14 protein-coding genes are annotated in these 16,268 nt (G+C 72.2%); 6 read left to right on the forward strand and 8 right to left on the reverse strand.

The window, feature by feature from the left end; genetic code table 11:
• Positions 1-17: 17 nt before the first annotated feature.
• The 4 genes from ACIQCZ_RS36595 to ACIQCZ_RS36610 form a co-directional block, all read right to left on the reverse strand.
• Entirely contained in the window at positions 18-1,241 is a 1,224-nt protein-coding gene (locus ACIQCZ_RS36595; protein ID WP_402289425.1) for an MFS transporter, read from the reverse strand.
• Between the two features lie 419 nt (positions 1,242-1,660).
• Positions 1,661-2,689 carry an endonuclease/exonuclease/phosphatase family protein gene (locus ACIQCZ_RS36600; RefSeq protein WP_402289428.1) on the reverse strand — a complete coding sequence of 343 codons (1,029 nt, stop codon included), beginning with the start codon at positions 2,687-2,689 and terminating at the stop codon, positions 1,661-1,663.
• A 191-nt stretch (positions 2,690-2,880) separates the two neighbouring features.
• The gene (locus ACIQCZ_RS36605) at positions 2,881-3,543 is read right to left on the reverse strand and encodes a TetR/AcrR family transcriptional regulator (RefSeq protein ID WP_402289431.1); all 663 of its coding nucleotides are present in this window, start codon (positions 3,541-3,543) and stop codon (positions 2,881-2,883) included.
• Between the two features lie 129 nt (positions 3,544-3,672).
• Positions 3,673-5,289 carry an MFS transporter gene (locus tag ACIQCZ_RS36610; RefSeq protein ID WP_402289434.1) on the reverse strand — a complete coding sequence of 539 codons (1,617 nt, stop codon included), beginning with the start codon at positions 5,287-5,289 and terminating at the stop codon, positions 3,673-3,675.
• 174 nt (positions 5,290-5,463) lie between these two features.
• Between ACIQCZ_RS36610 and panB the strand changes: the two genes are divergently transcribed.
• The 3 genes from panB to ACIQCZ_RS36625 all read left to right on the forward strand — a co-directional run bounded on the left by panB (position 5,464) and on the right by ACIQCZ_RS36625 (position 8,409).
• Positions 5,464-6,351, forward strand: a complete 888-nt coding sequence (gene panB / locus ACIQCZ_RS36615) for a 3-methyl-2-oxobutanoate hydroxymethyltransferase (protein WP_402289437.1) — start codon at positions 5,464-5,466, stop codon at positions 6,349-6,351.
• A gap of 178 nt (positions 6,352-6,529) precedes the next feature.
• Positions 6,530-7,552, forward strand: coding sequence for an ATP-binding cassette domain-containing protein (locus tag ACIQCZ_RS36620; protein WP_402289440.1), 1,023 nt, complete (start codon positions 6,530-6,532; stop codon positions 7,550-7,552).
• Positions 7,549-8,409 carry an ABC transporter permease gene (locus tag ACIQCZ_RS36625; protein ID WP_402289443.1) on the forward strand — a complete coding sequence of 287 codons (861 nt, stop codon included), beginning with the start codon at positions 7,549-7,551 and terminating at the stop codon, positions 8,407-8,409. Before ACIQCZ_RS36620 ends, ACIQCZ_RS36625 begins: the two co-directional genes overlap by 4 nt.
• 71 nt (positions 8,410-8,480) lie before the next feature.
• On the opposite strand, the gene ACIQCZ_RS36630 is transcribed toward ACIQCZ_RS36625, so the two are convergent.
• Entirely contained in the window at positions 8,481-11,804 is a 3,324-nt protein-coding gene (locus ACIQCZ_RS36630; RefSeq protein WP_402289446.1) for a BTAD domain-containing putative transcriptional regulator, read from the reverse strand.
• 204 nt (positions 11,805-12,008) lie between these two features.
• Between ACIQCZ_RS36630 and ACIQCZ_RS36635 the strand changes: the two genes are divergently transcribed.
• Positions 12,009-12,806, forward strand: coding sequence for a site-2 protease family protein (locus ACIQCZ_RS36635; RefSeq protein ID WP_402289449.1), 798 nt, complete (start codon positions 12,009-12,011; stop codon positions 12,804-12,806).
• An 8-nt stretch (positions 12,807-12,814) separates the two neighbouring features.
• On the opposite strand, the gene ACIQCZ_RS36640 is transcribed toward ACIQCZ_RS36635, so the two are convergent.
• The gene (locus ACIQCZ_RS36640; RefSeq protein ID WP_361447569.1) at positions 12,815-12,988 is read right to left on the reverse strand and encodes a hypothetical protein; all 174 of its coding nucleotides are present in this window, start codon (positions 12,986-12,988) and stop codon (positions 12,815-12,817) included.
• Positions 12,989-13,080: 92 nt separating this feature from the next.
• A complete protein-coding gene (gene npdG, locus ACIQCZ_RS36645) occupies positions 13,081-13,791 on the reverse strand; it encodes an NADPH-dependent F420 reductase (RefSeq protein ID WP_402289452.1) in 711 nt (236 codons plus the stop codon).
• Positions 13,792-13,932: 141 nt separating this feature from the next.
• Between npdG and ACIQCZ_RS36650 the strand changes: the two genes are divergently transcribed.
• Both ACIQCZ_RS36650 and ACIQCZ_RS36655 read left to right on the forward strand, forming a co-directional pair.
• Entirely contained in the window at positions 13,933-14,535 is a 603-nt protein-coding gene (locus ACIQCZ_RS36650) for a hypothetical protein (RefSeq protein WP_402289455.1), read from the forward strand.
• An 81-nt stretch (positions 14,536-14,616) separates the two neighbouring features.
• A complete protein-coding gene (locus ACIQCZ_RS36655; protein WP_402289458.1) occupies positions 14,617-15,918 on the forward strand; it encodes an MFS transporter in 1,302 nt (433 codons plus the stop codon).
• A gap of 85 nt (positions 15,919-16,003) precedes the next feature.
• Here ACIQCZ_RS36655 and ACIQCZ_RS36660 read toward each other — a convergent pair whose 3' ends face one another.
• On the reverse strand, positions 16,004-16,234 hold the full coding sequence (locus ACIQCZ_RS36660; RefSeq protein ID WP_402289460.1) for a hypothetical protein: 231 nt from the start codon (positions 16,232-16,234) through the stop codon (positions 16,004-16,006).
• Positions 16,235-16,268 lie beyond the last annotated feature (34 nt).

The following is a 16,268-nucleotide window of genomic DNA, read 5'->3' on the forward strand; positions in this document are numbered from 1 at the left end:
CCGACCCGGCCCGCACCTCAGCGCGCGTCCGCCCGGACCCCGCTCCGTACGGTTCGTGCCTCCGCGTCGGCGCTCGCGACGATCCGCGACGGGCCCGGACGGTCCCGGTCCAGCAGGCCGGCCACGGCCGCGACCACCAGGCCCGCGACGGCGAGGGCCGCGCCGACCGGGGCCGGGGACGTCCAGCCCCAGCCCGCCGCGATCGCCGCTCCGCCCAGCCACGCGCCGCCCGCGTTGGCGAGGTTGAACGCGGAGTGGTTGGAGGCGGCCGCCAGCGTCGGGGCGTGCCTGGCCTTGTTCATGACCAGCATCTGAAGCGGGGTGGTCGTCATGAAGCCGACCCCGCCGAGCAGGACGACCGTCACCAGCGCCGCCCACCGCACATGGACGGCGAACGGGAAGACGAGCAGGACGACGGCGAGGGCGCCGAGCGATCCGTACAGCGTCGGGCGCAGCGCCCGGTCCGTGAGCGGGCCCGCCGCGAGTGCGCCCAGCGTCATGCCGATGCCGAAGAGCGCGAGCACCGGCGTCACCGAGGACTCGCCGAAGCCCATCACCTCGGTCGTCATGGCCGAGAGGTAGGAGTACACGGCGAAGACCCCGGCGAAGCCGAAGACGGCGGTGAGCAGGCCGAGCAGCACCTGTCGGTCGCCGAGGGCACGCAGCTCGCGGCCCAGGCCCTGGTGGGCCTCGACGGGTACGTACGGTACGAGACGGGCGAGCGCCGCCATCGCGCAGAGCCCGATCGCCGCGACCACCAGGAAGGTGGCCCGCCAGCCGAGGTGCTGGCCGAGCAGGGTCGCCGCCGGGACGCCGATGATGTTGGCCACGGTGAGGCCGAGGAACATGGTCGCCACGGCCCGTGCCCGCCGCCCCTCGGAGACCAGTCGGGCGGCGACGACCGCGCCGACGCCGAAGAACGCCCCGTGCGGCAGGCCGGCGAGGAACCGGCCTGCGATCAGCCAGCCGAATCCGGGCGCGAGCGCGGAGGCGAGGTTGCCGACCGTGAAGAGGGCCATCAGCAGCAGGAGCATCCGCTTGCGCGGGATCCGGGAGCCGACGGCGGTGAGCAGTGGTGCGCCGAGGACGACGCCGATCGCGTACGCCGAGACGAGATGTCCGGCGGTGGGTACGGAGGTGCCGAGATCGTCCGCGACATCGGGCAGCAGGCCCATCATCACGAACTCCGTGGTACCGATGCCGAAGGCGCTCACAGCGAGTGCGAGCAGAGCCAGAGGCATGAGGAGAGACCTTTCCGCAGTGGAGACGTGTCCGCCCCGGCCGGGCGTGGCTGACCGGTCGGGGCGGGAGCAGAGGGAGGAACCGGGGTGTGACGGCGCGCGGCCGGGCCGGCTCCCTCGCCGGCCACCCTTGGTTCCCAAGCGGAACAAATTCTCTCAGACGGATCGCTCCGCGAGGTGAACGGACCGTTTCGGCAGAGTCGGTCGCGGGTGGCGGTCCGGATCGGCCGACCGGTCCGGGCGGCGTACGGCCGACACGTCACGGCCGCATGTGTGCGAGGGCACGGCTCCCCCATCGCACCGCCCCCGCGCAGGCCGCACGGTTCGCACGTCACGGCGCGACACGGGCCGGGGCGGACCGGGCGAGGGGCCGGGGAGGGGCCGGGGACGGACCGGGCGGCGGGTCTACCTCGTACCTGTCACAGCTTCAGGCGTGCGGCGATCGGGAGGTGGTCGCTGCCCGTCGACGGGAGCGTCCACGACGACACCGGCTCGACGTCCTTCACCAGGATCTGGTCGATCCGCGCCATCGGGAACGACGCCGGCCAGCTGAAGCCGAAACCGTTGCCGGCCGCGCCCTGGGTGGACCTCAGCTGCGAGGTGACCGCGTTGAGCGAGCGGTCGTTCATCGTGCCGTTGAGGTCACCGAGCAGGATCACCTTGCCGAGCCGTTCGTCGGCGATGGCCTCGCCCAGGGCGTCCGCGCTGTCGTCGCGCTGGTTGGCCGTGAATCCGGCGTGCAGCTTGACCCGTACGGACGGTAGATGGGCCACATAGACGGCCACGTCGCCCTGGGGCGTCTTCACCGTGGAGCGCATCGCCCGGGTCCAGCCCATCTTGATGTCGACCGGCCGGGTGTTGCTCATCGGGTACTTGCTCCACAGGCCGACGGTCCCCTGCACCGAGTGGTACGGGAAGCGTTCGGCGAGCGCCGCCTCGTACTTCGACACCTGGCGGGTCGGCAGCTCCTCCAGGGCGATGATGTCGGCGCCGGAACCCGCGACCTGCCGGGCGGTGCCCGCCGGGTCGGGGTTGTCGGCGTTGACGTTGTGCGTGGCCACGGTGAGGTCGCCGCCGCTGCCCGACTTGTCGGTGAGCAGCCCGCCGAAGACGTTGAACCAGACCACGATCGGCAGCAGCAGGGCGATCAGCGCGGTCGCCGAGCGGCGCACCAGCCCCAGGATCAGCAGCAGCGGGACGAACGCGCCGATCCACGGCAGGAACGTCTCGGAGAGGCTGCCCAGGTTGCCGATGGCGTTCGGGATCTTCGCGTGGAAGGCCATCACCAGGGTGAGGAGGACCGCGCAGAGGGCGAGCACGATCCCGCGCCGCCAGATGCCCGGGTCGCGGGTCCACTTGTCGCGCAGGTCCCGGAAACGGGATCCGGACCCGGTGCGCTGCGGCCCCGTACGGTCGTTCCCGGTGTCCGCTCCGTACGCCTGCACCATCGCGCTGTCCTCACTGCCTTGCCGTGCGTATCGCCGCGCCCTCGACCCTAGGCGATGGACGGCGTGTTTCCTGCCGTCCACGACGGCTGTACTGCCACGAGGACGAAGGGCGGGGCCCCGAGGGTTCCTGACAGGGGCGATGTGCGGAGGCTTGTGACAGAACGATCACACTCGCGCGGGCCCCGGGCGCGTCAGCCGTCGGCGGCCGGGACGGACCCCGTCCGGGCCGCGAGGCCCTCGGTCAGGGTCCGGATGATGCGGTCGGCGAGGTCCTCGGGCAGCGGAGCGTCGGGCCGGTGGATGGTGCGGACGAGCATGGGCCCCAGGAACAGGTCGTTCATCAGCTCCACGTCCAGGTCCCCGCGCAGCTCGCCCGCGTCGACCGCCCGCCGCACAGCGGCCAGCATGGCGGCGCGGCGGGGCGCTATGACGGTGCGCTGGTATTCGGACCACAGCTTGGGGTGGCTCTTCATCTGCGCGAAGACGTTGTGGAGCAGGACGGAGGAGCGCTGGGCGAGACCGCGTCTGCGCAGGGAGTCCAGCAGCAGCCGCAGGTCGTCGAGTCCGGCGGTGCCGGAGACGGTGGGTTCGGGGGGTTCGATGTCGCGCAGGACGTCGACGAAGAGCTCCTCCTTGCCGCTCCAGCGCCGGTAGATGGTTGCCTTGCCGACCCCGGCGGTCCGGGCGATCCGCTCGATGGACACGCCGGCGAGGGGCTCACCCGCCTCCAGCAGCTGAACGACGGCATCCAGGATCGCCCGCTCGGCCGCCGCGCTGCGCGGTCGGCCCCTTCGCGGTTCCGGATCCTGCCGGACCGGGTGGTTCCGGCCCTGAGCCTGCGCCTCTACCTGCACCTGAATCCACCTCTCGCCGCACCGTCCGCCCTTCCGATTCTCGCCGAGGGCGGCGGCGCCCGGTGCGCCGCCTCCGGGTCCCGGGGCCGGCCGGGACCCGGAGGCGGCACTTTCAGCCCTCCGGGACCGTCACCGGCCCGCCTCGGCGGGTATCGAGGGCTCGCCCTCGTCGGAGCCGCTGGAGCTCTGTTCGACGGGTGTCTTCCTGCCCGGCAGGAAGAGCGCGACCACGAGCGTGCCCACCAGGGCGACGGCCGCCGAACCGATGGCGGTAACATGCATGGCCTTCAGGAACGCGTCGTTCGCCGCGGCGACCAGCGGGGCACCCGCCGGGCCCAGCTTGTCCGCGATGCCGAGCGTCGCCTCGATCGACTCCCCCGCCGCCTGCCTGGCGGCGGCAGGGAGCGCACCGAGGTGCCCCTCGATGCCGCCGCGGTAGACGGTGGACAGCACCGAGCCGAGCACGGCGATGCCGAGCGCCCCACCGACCTGCCGGAACGTGTTGTTGACCGCCGATCCGGAACCGGCCTTCTCCCTGGGCAGCGCCTGCATCACGGAGACGGTGACCGGCGTCATCACATGCGCCATGCCCGCACCCTGCACGAAGAAGAGCACGCACAGCACCCAGACCGGTGTGGTGGCGTCGAACAGCGCGAAGGCCGCGAGGCCGAACGCGACGAGCAGCATGCCGACACTGCAGACCAGGCGGGCACCGAACCGGTCGACGACCAGCCGGGCACGCGGCGCGAAGATCATCTGGGCGACGGCGAGCGGCAGGATCAGCAGACCGGCCTCCAGCGCGCTCCAGCCACGCACGCTCTGCATGTAGAAGGCGGAGAAGAAGGTCACCCCCATGAGCGCGAAGAAGACCAGCGCTATGGCGGCGACGGCCGCGGAGAACGACGGCTCCTTGAAGTACGAGATGTCGAGGGCCGGGTGGCTGGTGCGCTTCTCGTACAGGACGAACGCGGCCAGGACGATCAGGCCGCCGACGACCGAGAGGAGCACGACGGGGTCGGTGAAGTCGGCGAGCTGTCCGCCGCGGATGATGCCGTACACCAGCAGGACCAGACCGACGATGGACAGCAGCACCCCGACGGGGTCGGTCCGGCCCGGCTTCGGGTCCCTGGAGTCCGGCACCAGCAGCACCATCGCGATCAGCGCGACGACCACCACGGGCACGTTGACCAGGAAGATCGAGCCCCACCAGAAGTGTTCGAGAAGCAGCCCGCCGGTGATCGGGCCGATCGCGATGGCGAGGCCGACGCTGCCGGCCCAGATGCCGATGGCCTTGGGCTGCTCGTCGCGTTCGAAGACGTTCATCAGGACAGCGAGCGTGGAGGGCATGACGAACGCGGCGCCGAAGCCCATCACGGCTCGCCAGGTGATCAGTTCACCGGGCGAGCCGGACATGGACGCGAAGGCGGAGCCGACTCCGAACAGGAGGATGCCGAAGAGCAGCACCTTCTTGCGGCCGATGCGGTCGCCGAGCAGCCCCGCCGTGAAGAGAAGTCCGGCGAAGACGAGCGTGTAGGCGTTGATCGCCCACTCCAACTGGCTCTGGGTGGCGCCGATGCCGGTGGGCGCGGGGCTGGCGATGGTCTTGACCGCGACGTTCAGGATCGAGTTGTCCAGCACCACGATGAGCAGACTGAGCATCAGAACGACGAGGATCGCCCAACGGCGGCGGTGAACCGCCTCGGGAACCTGGGGCAGGGCGGGGCGAGCGCCCGAAGGTATTGACATGTCGCGAGCTTATACGATTTCGATACGGGACCGTCTCGTATTGAAAGGCCTTCACCGGGGTGCCTGCACGGACGCGGGCGGGCCCACTTCCCGTGGACGGCCGCGGGATGCCACCATGGAGCCGGTCCGGGGACGCCGTCAGGGCGCCTCGAGATGACGAAGGAGCCATTGGCAATGTCGCTTCAGGCTGCGCAGAACACGTCCGCCGCCACCCCCGCGGGGGCCACCACCGACAGCAGCAAGGCGCTGTACGGGGGCAAGGGCACCCGCCGTATCTCCATCCATGACATCGCCGCCGCCACCGAGCGCGGCGAGAAGTGGCCCATGCTCACCGCCTACGACGCGATGACCGCGTCCGTCTTCGACGAGGCCGGCATCCCGGTCATGCTGGTCGGTGACTCCATGGGCAACTGCCACCTCGGTTACGAGACCACCGTGCCCGTCACGATGGACGAGATCGCGATCCTCTCCGCCGCTGTCGTACGGGGCACCAGGCGCGCCCTGATCGTCGCCGACCTGCCCTTCGGGGCCTACCAGGAGGGGCCGGTCCAGGCCCTGCGCAACGCCACCCGGCTGATCAAGGAGTCGGGTGTCGGCGCGGTCAAGCTGGAGGGCGGCGAGCGCAGCCACGAGCAGATCCGGCTGCTGGTCGACGCCGGTATCCCGGTCATGGCCCACATCGGTCTGACCCCGCAGTCCGTCAACGCGATGGGCTACCGGGTGCAGGGCCGCGGCGAGGAGGCCGCCCAGCAACTGCTGCGCGACGCCAAGGCCGTGCAGGACGCGGGCGCGTTCGCCGTCGTCCTGGAGCTCGTCCCGGCCGAACTGGCCGCCGAGGTCACCCGCACCCTGCACATCCCGACCGTCGGCATCGGCGCCGGCCGGGACACGGACGCCCAGGTGCTGGTCTACACCGACATGGTCGGGCTGACCGGCGGCAAGGTGCCGCGCTTCACCAAGCAGTACGCGAACCTCCGCCAGGTGCTGGGCGATGCCGCGAAGGAGTTCGCGGAAGAGGTCGTGGGCGGCGCGTTCCCGGCCGCGGAGCACACCTTCCACTAGGGCCCTTCGTCCGGATCAGGCGTGATCCGGACGAGGACCCCGGTTCTCCCGGAGCCCGCCCGGTCAGCGGGTCGGCCCCGGGTCCGGACCACTGCCCGCACCACCGACAGCCCGCCGACATCCCCCATCGGCGGGCTGTCGGCCCGTTGTCGGCGAACTGTCGGTGACACCTGGTCCCATGGTGGGCATGACGCGAATCGACAAGAACCCCAGGAGCGGCCCGAACGCCGTCGAGGTCCGGGGACTGGTCAAGCACTACGGCTCGACCAAGGCTCTGGACGGCGTGGACCTCGATGTCCGCGAGGGCACCGTGCTCGGTGTGCTCGGCCCCAACGGAGCCGGCAAGACCACGCTCGTACGCTGCCTGTCCACCCTGATCGTCCCCGACGCCGGGCACGCTGTCGTGGCGGGCTACGACGTGGTGAAGCAGCCCCGGCAGCTGCGCCGCACCATCGGCCTGACCGGGCAGTACGCCTCGGTCGACGAGAAGCTCTCCGGCTGGGAGAACCTCTACATGATCGGGCGGCTGCTCGATCTGCCGCGCAGGACCGCCCGCGCGCGTGCCGACGAGCTCCTGGAGCGGTTCTCGCTCACCGACGCCGCCAAGCGCGCCGCGATGGACTACTCCGGCGGCATGCGGCGCCGCCTCGACCTGGCCGCGTCGATGATCGGCAGCCCGGCCGTCCTCTACCTCGACGAGCCGACGACGGGGCTCGACCCCCGGACCCGCAACGAGGTCTGGGACGAGGTGCAGCGGATGGTCGCGGAGGGGGCGACCGTCCTGCTCACCACCCAGTACATGGAGGAGGCGGAGCAGCTCGCGAACGAGCTCACCGTCATCGACAAGGGCCGGATCATCGCCAACGGCGGGGTCGACGAGCTCAAGGCGAAGGTCGGTGGCCGCACCCTGCAGATCCGGCCCTCGGATCCGGCGCAGCTGCCCGCGATGGCGCAGGCGCTCAGGGAGGCCGGCCTCGACGGCGTCGCGGGCACGCAGGCCGTCCCGGACGAAGGGCTGCTGTACGTACCGATCCTCAGCGACGAACAGTTGACCGCCGTCATCGGCCTGCTCGGCACCCGGGGCTTCTCGCTGGCCCATGTCGCCACCGCGCTGCCCAGCCTGGACGAGGTCTTCCTGGCCATCACCGGCGAGAAGAGCACTTCCGCCACCGACACGATCCCCGCGGAGGTCGCGGCATGAGCACGACGATCCAGAAGCCCGCTCCCGCCGACACCGCCACCGCTGCGGGCCGGCCGAAGGCGCCCGCCGGTGAGGGCCGGATCGGGCTGCGCGGCAACATCCGGCACATCGGGGCGCTGATGCGGCGCAATCTGCTCCAGATCAAAAAGGATCCGGAGTCGATGTTCGACGTGCTGCTGATGCCCATCATCTTCACCCTGCTGTTCGTGTACGTCTTCGGCGGGTCCATCGGCACGAGCCTGGGCGGCGACCGGCAGACCTACATCAACTACGTGGTCCCCGGCCTGATGGCGATGATGGGCATGAACATCGCCACCGCGGTCGGGACCGGTGTCAACGAGGACTTCCACAAGGGGGTCATGGACCGGTTCCGGACGATGCCGATCGCCCGGTCCTCGGTCCTCGTCGCGAAGATCGCGGTCGAGCTGGGCCGGATGATGGTCGCCACGGCGATCCTGCTGGGCATGGGCTTCCTGCTCGGCATGGAGCTGAAGACCTCGGTGCTCGGTCTGCTCGCGGCGGTCGGCCTGTCGGCGGCCTTCGGTGCCGCCATCATGTGGATCTTCATTCTGCTCGGGCTGTCCCTGAAGACACCCCAGGCGGTTCAGGGACTGGGGATGCTGGTGCTCATTCCGCTGCAGTTCGGCTCTTCGATCTTCGCCCCGACCGCCACGATGCCCGGCTGGCTCCAGGCGTTCACCGACTACAACCCGCTGTCCAACCTGGCGGACGCGGCACGCGGGCTGATGATCGGCGGGCCGGTCGCCCACTCGGTGTGGCTGACGCTCGGCTGGGCGGTGGCGATCACCGCGGTGACGGCTCCGCTCGCGGTCGCCAGGTTCCGCAAGCGGACCTGACGCGCACCGGTGACGGCTCAGAACCTGTCGGGGGACCTCCGAGCGGGCGGACGCGGTCGCCCGACAGGATCTCAGTCCCGGCACGCCTCGGCGAGGGCGGTGGCCTCCTTCAGGGAGAGGTTGCCGCCCTCGGCGTACGCGGTGTCGTAGGCGGCCCGGCCGAGAACGGCGACGGCCAGTCGCTCCACCTCGGCCCAGTCGTGCCGCTCCATCGACGTGTGTACGTGGCCCCGGGGCAGCAGCCCGCGGCCGGCCCCCAGCAGCCGGGCCGCGACCGCGGCCCGGTGCTCACCGCCGATGCCGGCCAACGACCGTGCGAGGCAGACGAGATGGATGACGGACATGTGGGGCGCCACCAGCTGGGACAGCCGGTCCTGGGACTGGACCAGCGCCCTCAGTCCCTTGGGCAGGGCCTCGGCGTACAGGCCGTCCTGGTTGTCCAGCCAGGCCAGTCCGCCCAGCAAGAAGCCCTCGAAGATGGCCAGCGTCTCGGAGCGGAACTCCTCGCGCACCGCGTCCAGTTGCTCCCGTGCCTCGCGGGTGCGTCCGGTCCGTCCCAGCCACAGGGCGAGGTAGAGCCGGGCGGCTGGCATCGCCTCGTGACTCGAGCGTCCCTCCGCGACCACCTCCCGCAGAATCTCCTCGCCCTCGTCGCCGCGCCCGAGTTCGGTGAGCACGGACGCGTACCGGGACCGCAGTACCGACACCTGGGACTCGGCGCCGAGCTTGCGCGCGTAGTCGATGGCGGCCCGGAAGTCCTCGGCCGCGCGCGCGTACTCGCCCCGCTTCTCGTTCGCCTCGCCCCGGGAGGAGAGCGCTTCGGCGGCGCCCCAGTCGTCGCCGAGCCGGACGAAGATCTCCAGGCTCTCGTCCGCGTCACGGCGTGCGTCCCCCGCCCATTCGGACCGGTTGGCCAGCACGTTGGCGCGCATCTGGAGCGCCCCGGCCAGTTCCCACGCGTAGCCGAACTCCCGGCTGGCGCGGACCGTTTCGTCCAGCAGCTCGCGCAGGTCGTCGACCCCGCCGGTCAGCATGACCGCGAAGAACCAGAGCGAGGCCGGGGTGCGGCAGGTCTGCGGCTGGCCCGCGTGGTAGGTGTCCGCGATGACGCGCAGCCGGGCCATGCCCCGCGCGTCGGTCCACAGGTCCTGGGAGTGGTCCATGCTGACCAGTTGGACCAGGCCCACCTGGCGCCGTGCCTCCTGAAGCAGTTCGGGCGACATGGGCGGCGGCGCGTCGGTGCAGCGCTCGTGGAGGGACGGCGCGGGTTCGGCGGGCCCGGCGAACGGGTCGGGGCCCAGCGCGGCGGCCATGTCGGCCCAGTGCAGGGCCTCGGCGCGCAGATCGTGCATCTGCCAGTACCAGCACAGCGACAGCACCATGCAGAGCGCCTCCTGCTCGTCGCGGGCGGCGACGGCCCGGCGCAGGGCGGTGCGGAGGTTCTCGTACTCGCTCTGGAAGAGGTCGATGGCGGCCCGCTGCCCGGCGCCGCGGAGCTCGGAGTCGGTGGTCCGGGCCAGTTCCCGGAAGTGCACCAGGTGGCGCCGCTCCACGGCGTCCCGCTCCGCCGCCTCGTCGAGCCGTTCGGCGGCGTACTCGCCCACGGTCTCCAGCAGCCGGTAGCGCATCTCGCCGTCGTCGGCGGGCGCGGCGACGACGAGGGACTTGTCGACGAGCGAGCCGAGCAGCCCGGCGACCTCGGGCACGCCCCGTGGGTCGTCCGTGCAGACGGCCTCGGCGGCGGCCAGGGTGCAGCCGCCCGCGAAGACCGACAGCCGGCGCAGCACGGCCCGTTCGGAGTCGTCGAGCAGGTCCCAGGACCAGTCGACCACGGCACGCAGCGTCTGCTGGCGGGGCAGGACGGTGCGGGCGCCGCTGGTGAGCAGCCGGAACCGGTCGTCGAGCCGGTCGGCGATCTGGCGCGGGGTGAGCATCCGCAGCCGGGCCGCGGCGAGTTCGATGGCGAGCGGCAGCCCGTCGAGGCGGCGGCAGATCTCGGCGGCGGCCGCGGCGGTCTCCTCGGCCGTGTCGGCCCGGAAGCCGGGCCGCGCGGCGGCGCCGCGGTCGGTGAACAGCCGGAGCGCCATCGGGTCGGGCAGCGGGTCGACGGGCCGCACGAACTCGCCGGGCACCCCGAGGGGTTCGCGGCTGGTGGCCAGCACGGTGAGTTCCGGACAATGGGCGAGGAGATGGTCGGCGAGGGCGGCGGCGGCCCCGACGACGTGCTCGCAGTTGTCCAGCAGGAGGAGCATCCGGCGCCGTGAGCAGTGCTCGGTGAGGCGTACCAGGGGGTCGCCGGCACTGCCCTCGACGACCCTCAGTTCCTCGGCGCCGGCGCCGCGCAGCACGGTCTCGCGGGCGCCGAGTGCGGTCAGCACGGCCTCCGGTACCGCCTCGGGGTCGTCGACGGGGGCGAGTTCGGCCAGCCAGACGCCGTCCGGCCAGGCGGCGGCGACGGATTCGGCGGCCTCCTGGGAGAGCCGGGTCTTGCCCGCCCCGCCGGGGCCCAGGAGGGTGACCAGCCGGGCGTGCGAGAGGTCCTCGCGCAGGGCGTCGATGTCGTCCTCGCGCCCGACGAAGCTGGTGAGCCGGGCCCGGAGGTTTCCCTGCGGGACGGCGGGGGCCCGGGTACGGGCGGCCGGGACCGGATCGCCCGTCACGACCGGTCGCTCCGGGGTCTGCTGGAGCAATTCGGCATGCAGGGAACGAAGTTCGGGACCGGGATCGGTACCGAGACGGTCGGCGAGCAGGGTGCGCATCTCGTCGTACGCGGCCAGCGCCTGCGCCGGGCGCCCGGCGTCGCGCAGGGCCCGCAGCCGCAGTGCCTGGAGGGGTTCGTCGATCGGGTGCTCGGCGCAGAGGGCGAGCAGTTCGGGCAGTACCTCGTCCGCGCGGCCGAGCACGAGGGCCGCGGCGAGCCCGGTGCGCCGGGCGTCCAGCCGCCGGGCCGCCCAGCGGGCCGCGACGGCGCCGCGGTCGGGGAGATCGGCCAGGACCGGCCCCCGCCACAGGGCGAGCGCGTCGGCGACCACGGCCTGGGCCTTCGCCGCGTCACCCTCGTCCAGCGCCCGCGCCCCCTCCGCCGCGAGCCGCTCGAAGCGGTACAGGTCGACCGCGTCCGGCTCCGCGGCGAGCCGGTAGCCGCTCTCCGCCGAGGCGACGGCCGCATGGCCGAGCGCCCGCCGGAGCCGGCCGACGAGCGCCTGCAGGGCGCCCACCGCGTCGGCCGGCGGGTCGCCGTCCCACACCTCGTCGATGAGGACGGCGGCCGGGACGGCGCGGCCGGGGCGCAGCGCGAGAACGGTGAGGAGCGCGCGCAGCCGTGCCCCGCCGAGCGCGACGGCCGTGCCGTCGTCGCGGAGTGCCAGAGTGGTCCCGAGGATGCAGTAACGCACGCGCCTATTCTCCGTGACCCGGATCGGGAAGGAGACGCGCGTTCGGTCGTACCCGTGTTCGCCGTGTGCCGGAATCGCTCGTCATGCCCCCACCCTTCACGGAACCACCGCCCCGGCGCGAGACGTTTGTGACGTGTCGGCTGTACGGTCGCTCTCGCCGCCCGTCGCCCCGCCCCCTTCCGGCCAGCCACCAGGAGTTCGCCGATGACCACCGCAAGCGCCCGCAGCGACCGGCGGATCAGCCCGGTCTTCCTCGGGATCGTCGCCGTGATGGCGGTGTCGGCCTGGGCGGTGTGGACGGATTTCGCGAAGCAGCCCGCAATCGCCTTCTTCCTCTTCGTGACGGCGGCCTGGGTGGTGTCGCTCTGTCTGCACGAGTACGCGCATGCCCGTACCGCGCTGCACAGCGGGGACATCTCCATCGGGTCGAAGGGCTATCTGACCCTGAATCCGCTGAAGTACACCCACGCGCTGCTGAGCATCGTGCTTCCGGTGCTGTTCGTGATCATGGGCGGTATCGGTCTGCCCGGCGGTGCGGTCTTCATCGAGCGGGGCCGGATCAGCGGTCGCTGGAAGCACAGTCTGATCTCCGCGGCGGGCCCGCTGACGAACGTGCTGTTCGCGATCGTGTGCACGGCGCCGTTCTGGCTGCACGCGCTGGACGGCGTGCCGGTCGGCTTCCAGTACGCGCTGGGCTTCCTGGCGCTGCTCCAGGTCACCGCGGCGATCCTCAATTTCGTCCCGGTGCCGGGGCTGGACGGCTACGGCGTGATCGAACCCTGGCTCTCGTACCGGATCCGCCGACAGGTGGAGCCGTTCGCCCCGTTCGGGCTGATCGCGGTCTTCGGCGTGCTGTGGATCCCCGAGATCAACCACGCGTTCTTCGACGCGATCCACGCGCTGCTGCGGATACTGGGCATCAGCGAATTCACGACGTACTGCGGATTCGACACCTACCGCTTCTGGCGGGCGGCCGATCCGGTCTGCGCCGTCAACCTCTGATCCGCCGCTCAGCCGGCGGCCTGTGCGCGCTGACGGCGGAGGTAGAACCACGCCATGTTGGACGAGAGGCCGGCCAGCAGCACCCAGACGATCCCGAGCCAGCTGCCCTGGACGAACGAGATCACGGCCGCGACGACGGCCAGGACGCAGACGGCGATGGCGTAGAGAGCGAGGCGGGGCATGGGAGGCGGCTCCTGTCCGGGGGTGGTGCACGGTCCCGTCCAGTGTCCCCCATGCCCCTTTCCGCTCGCCGCAGGGTGGGGCGGGAACGTGCTCAGACGTCGGTGGTACGCAGCCCCGCGTGCGCCTTGTAGCGGCGGTTGACCGAGATCAGGTTGGCGACCAGCGACTCGACCTGGTGGGCATTGCGCAGCCGCCCGGCGAAGATGCCGCGCATGCCGGGGATCCGGCCCGCCAGCGCCTGCACGAGGTCGGTGTCGGCACGTGCCTCCCCGAGCACCAGCACATCGGTGTCGATCTCCTCGATGGCCTCGTCCTGCAGCAGCACGGCGGAGAGATGGTGGAAGGCCGCGGCGACCCGGGACTCCGGCAGCAGGGCGGCGGCCTGCTCGGCGGCACTGCCCTCCTCGGGCTTCAGGGCGTAGGCGCCCTTCTTGTCGAAGCCGAGCGGGTTGACGCAGTCGATGACGAGCTTGCCCGCGAGCTCGTCGCGCAGCGACTCCAGGGTCTTGGCATGACCCTCCCACGGCACGGCGACGATCACGACATCGCTGCGGCGCGCGCATTCGGCGTTGTCCGCGCCCTCGACACCGTGGCCGAGCTCGTCGGCGGCGGTCCGCGCGCGGTCGGCGGCACGGGAACCGATGATCACCTTCTGCCCGGCGCGGGCGAAGCGGTAGGCGAGTCCGCGGCCCTGCGGCCCGGTGCCGCCGAGCACGCCGACGGTCAGTCCGGACACATCGGGGAGGTCCCACGGATCCTTGGCGGGGGGCTTGGGCGCGCTGTCGCTGTCATTCGTAGTCATGGCTGCGACACTACTGCCCGCGACGGGAAGGAACGTTCCTTCGTCCCATCGGCGGTCCCGCTCGCGACGGCGGACCCGTTCGGGGGGTTCCGGCGTCGTTCGCCGGTGGTGGGACCGGCCTCTGGGGCAGGATGCCGGGCCATGGATGCCGTACGTGTCGCCCTGCTGCGCGAAGTGCTCACCGGGACGGAGTGGCCCGCGGCGGTCCGGCGGTTCGCCGGGGCGCTCAGGTCCTCCGTCGTCCCGCACGGCGGCGGGCTGCTGCTGGTGGGCACGGCGGCGTACGAGCCGTGGCACCTGGCGGCCCATCTGGTCGACGAGTCCGCCTGGTCCGGGCTGCCGGAGCTGGCGCCCACCCTGGTGCGCCATCGGGTGGATCCGGGTGATCCGGCGCACCTGGCCGTCGGGCCGGCCCGGATCGAGGCGGCCGGGCGGGGCGAGACGCTGCTGCTGGTGGCCCCGGAGCGGCCCGGCGCCGGGCTGCTGGAGCGGGTGCACGACGCCCGTCGGGCCGGGGCGACAATCCTCTCGCTGGACGGCGGCGACCCCGAGGTGCGGGGGCTCGCCCACGAGACGCTCACGGTGACCGCCACCGACGATGTCGACCTGGACACCGTGCAGCATTTGGTGAGCGCGGCCGCCGGGGAGAACAGCGTCCCCGCGCCGCGTGGCCGCCGTCGCTTCCGGGACCGGCTGTCCCGGCTCGCCGACCAGCTGACGGCGCCACCACCGGCCCGGTGGTGAGGGCGGCACGATCTGCCGGGCCCCGGGACGCCGCGAAAAGCTGTTGCAGCATGCACCCACGGCGCCGCAGCATGGCCTCTCGTGACCTCAGCTCCCTCCCCGGCCACCCGGCTGCGCGCGCTGCTGCCCGACCTCTCGCCACTGCGTTCCTCGGCCGACTTCCGGCTGCTGTGGATCCAGGGCCTGGTGACCTACTTCGGCAGCTTCATGGCGTTAATCGCGCTGCCGCTCCAGATCAAGGAGCTGACGGGTTCACCGCTGGCCGTCGGCGCGATGGGCGCGGTCGAGCTGGTGCCGCTGGTCGTCTTCGGCCTGTACGGAGGGGCGCTCGCGGACTCCGCGGACCGCCGCAAGGTGATCCTGGGCACCGAGGCGGGGCTGGGGCTGCTCGCCCTCGTGCTCCTGGTGAACGCCGCGCTGCCCGACCCCCTGCTCTGGCCGCTCTATCTGGTCGCGGGCGGGGTCTCCGCGCTCGCCGGGCTCCAGCGGCCCGCACTGGACTCCCTGATGGCCCGGATCGTGCCGCACGACCAGCAGACCGCGGCCGCCGCGCTGAACTCGCTGCGCTGGCAGTTCGGCGCGATCACCGGCCCCGCGGTGGCCGGACTGGTGGTGGCCTACGCCGGACACGCCACGGCGTACACGGTCACGGTGGTCACGTTCGCCGTCTCCGTGCTGCTGTGCCTGCGGCTGGCACCCGCGCCGCCCTCCCCGGACAGCCGGAAGCCCTCGCTGCGCGGCATAGCGGAGGGGGCGAGGTACGCCTGGAGGCGGCCGGTGCTGCTGGGGACGTACGCGGTCGATCTGGCGGCGATGTTCTTCGCCTTCCCGAACACGATCTTCCCGTTCCTCGCCGACGAACTGGACGCCGAGTGGTCACTGGGCCTGATGTACGCGGCGGGGTCGGTCGGCTCCGTGGTCCTGGGCCTGACCAGCGGCTGGACGTCGCGGGTACGGCGGCACGGGCTCTTCGTGGTGTTCGGGGCGGCGGCCTGGGGGCTGGCGATCGCGGCGGCCGGATGGTTCGGCAACGTATGGCTGGTGCTGCTCTGTCTGGCCGTGGCGGGCGCGGGCGACATGCTCAGCGGTCTCGGCCGCTCCACGATCTGGAACCAGACCATCCCCGAGGAGCTGCGGGGCCGGCTGGCGGGCATCGAGGTGCTCTCGTACGGCGTCGGCCCGCAACTGGGCCAGGTGCGGGCCGGTGCGATGGCGGGGTGGACGGGAACCCGCTCCGCGATCTGGGGCGGGGGCGTGGCGTGCGTCGCCTCGGTCGCGCTGCTGACCGCGGCGCTGCCGAAGCTGCTGACGTACGACTCCGAGACGGACGAGGACGCGGTGCGCAGGCGCGCGGCCAGCGAGTCGAGCCCGTCCGGCGTGTGAGGAACGGGGACCGGGGGCGTGCCACGGTCCCCGCGCCCCGGTGTCCCTGGCATGGCACCCCCGGTGTCCCGGTCCCGGCACCCGGTCAGGACTCCGGATCAGGCGGTGTGCCCCGGTCGTGCCACTTGGGGTCCGTCTCCCACTCCAGATTCCGCTCCTGCGCCGTCTCCATCGCGTGGCGCGCCTCCTCGGGGGAGGCGTACGGCCCGAAACGATCCTTGGCCGGGCACTCGGGGCCTTCCTCGACCTTCCGATGCTGCAGGCAGTAGTACCACTCGCCCGGCCTGCCGGCCGTGCGCTTCTTGAACAGGGCCATCATCGGCTCCTTCCCTCGGGGCCATGCTGCCCCA

Source organism: Streptomyces sp. NPDC093149, from assembly GCF_044754145.1.
GTDB lineage: Bacteria > Actinomycetota > Actinomycetes > Streptomycetales > Streptomycetaceae > Streptomyces.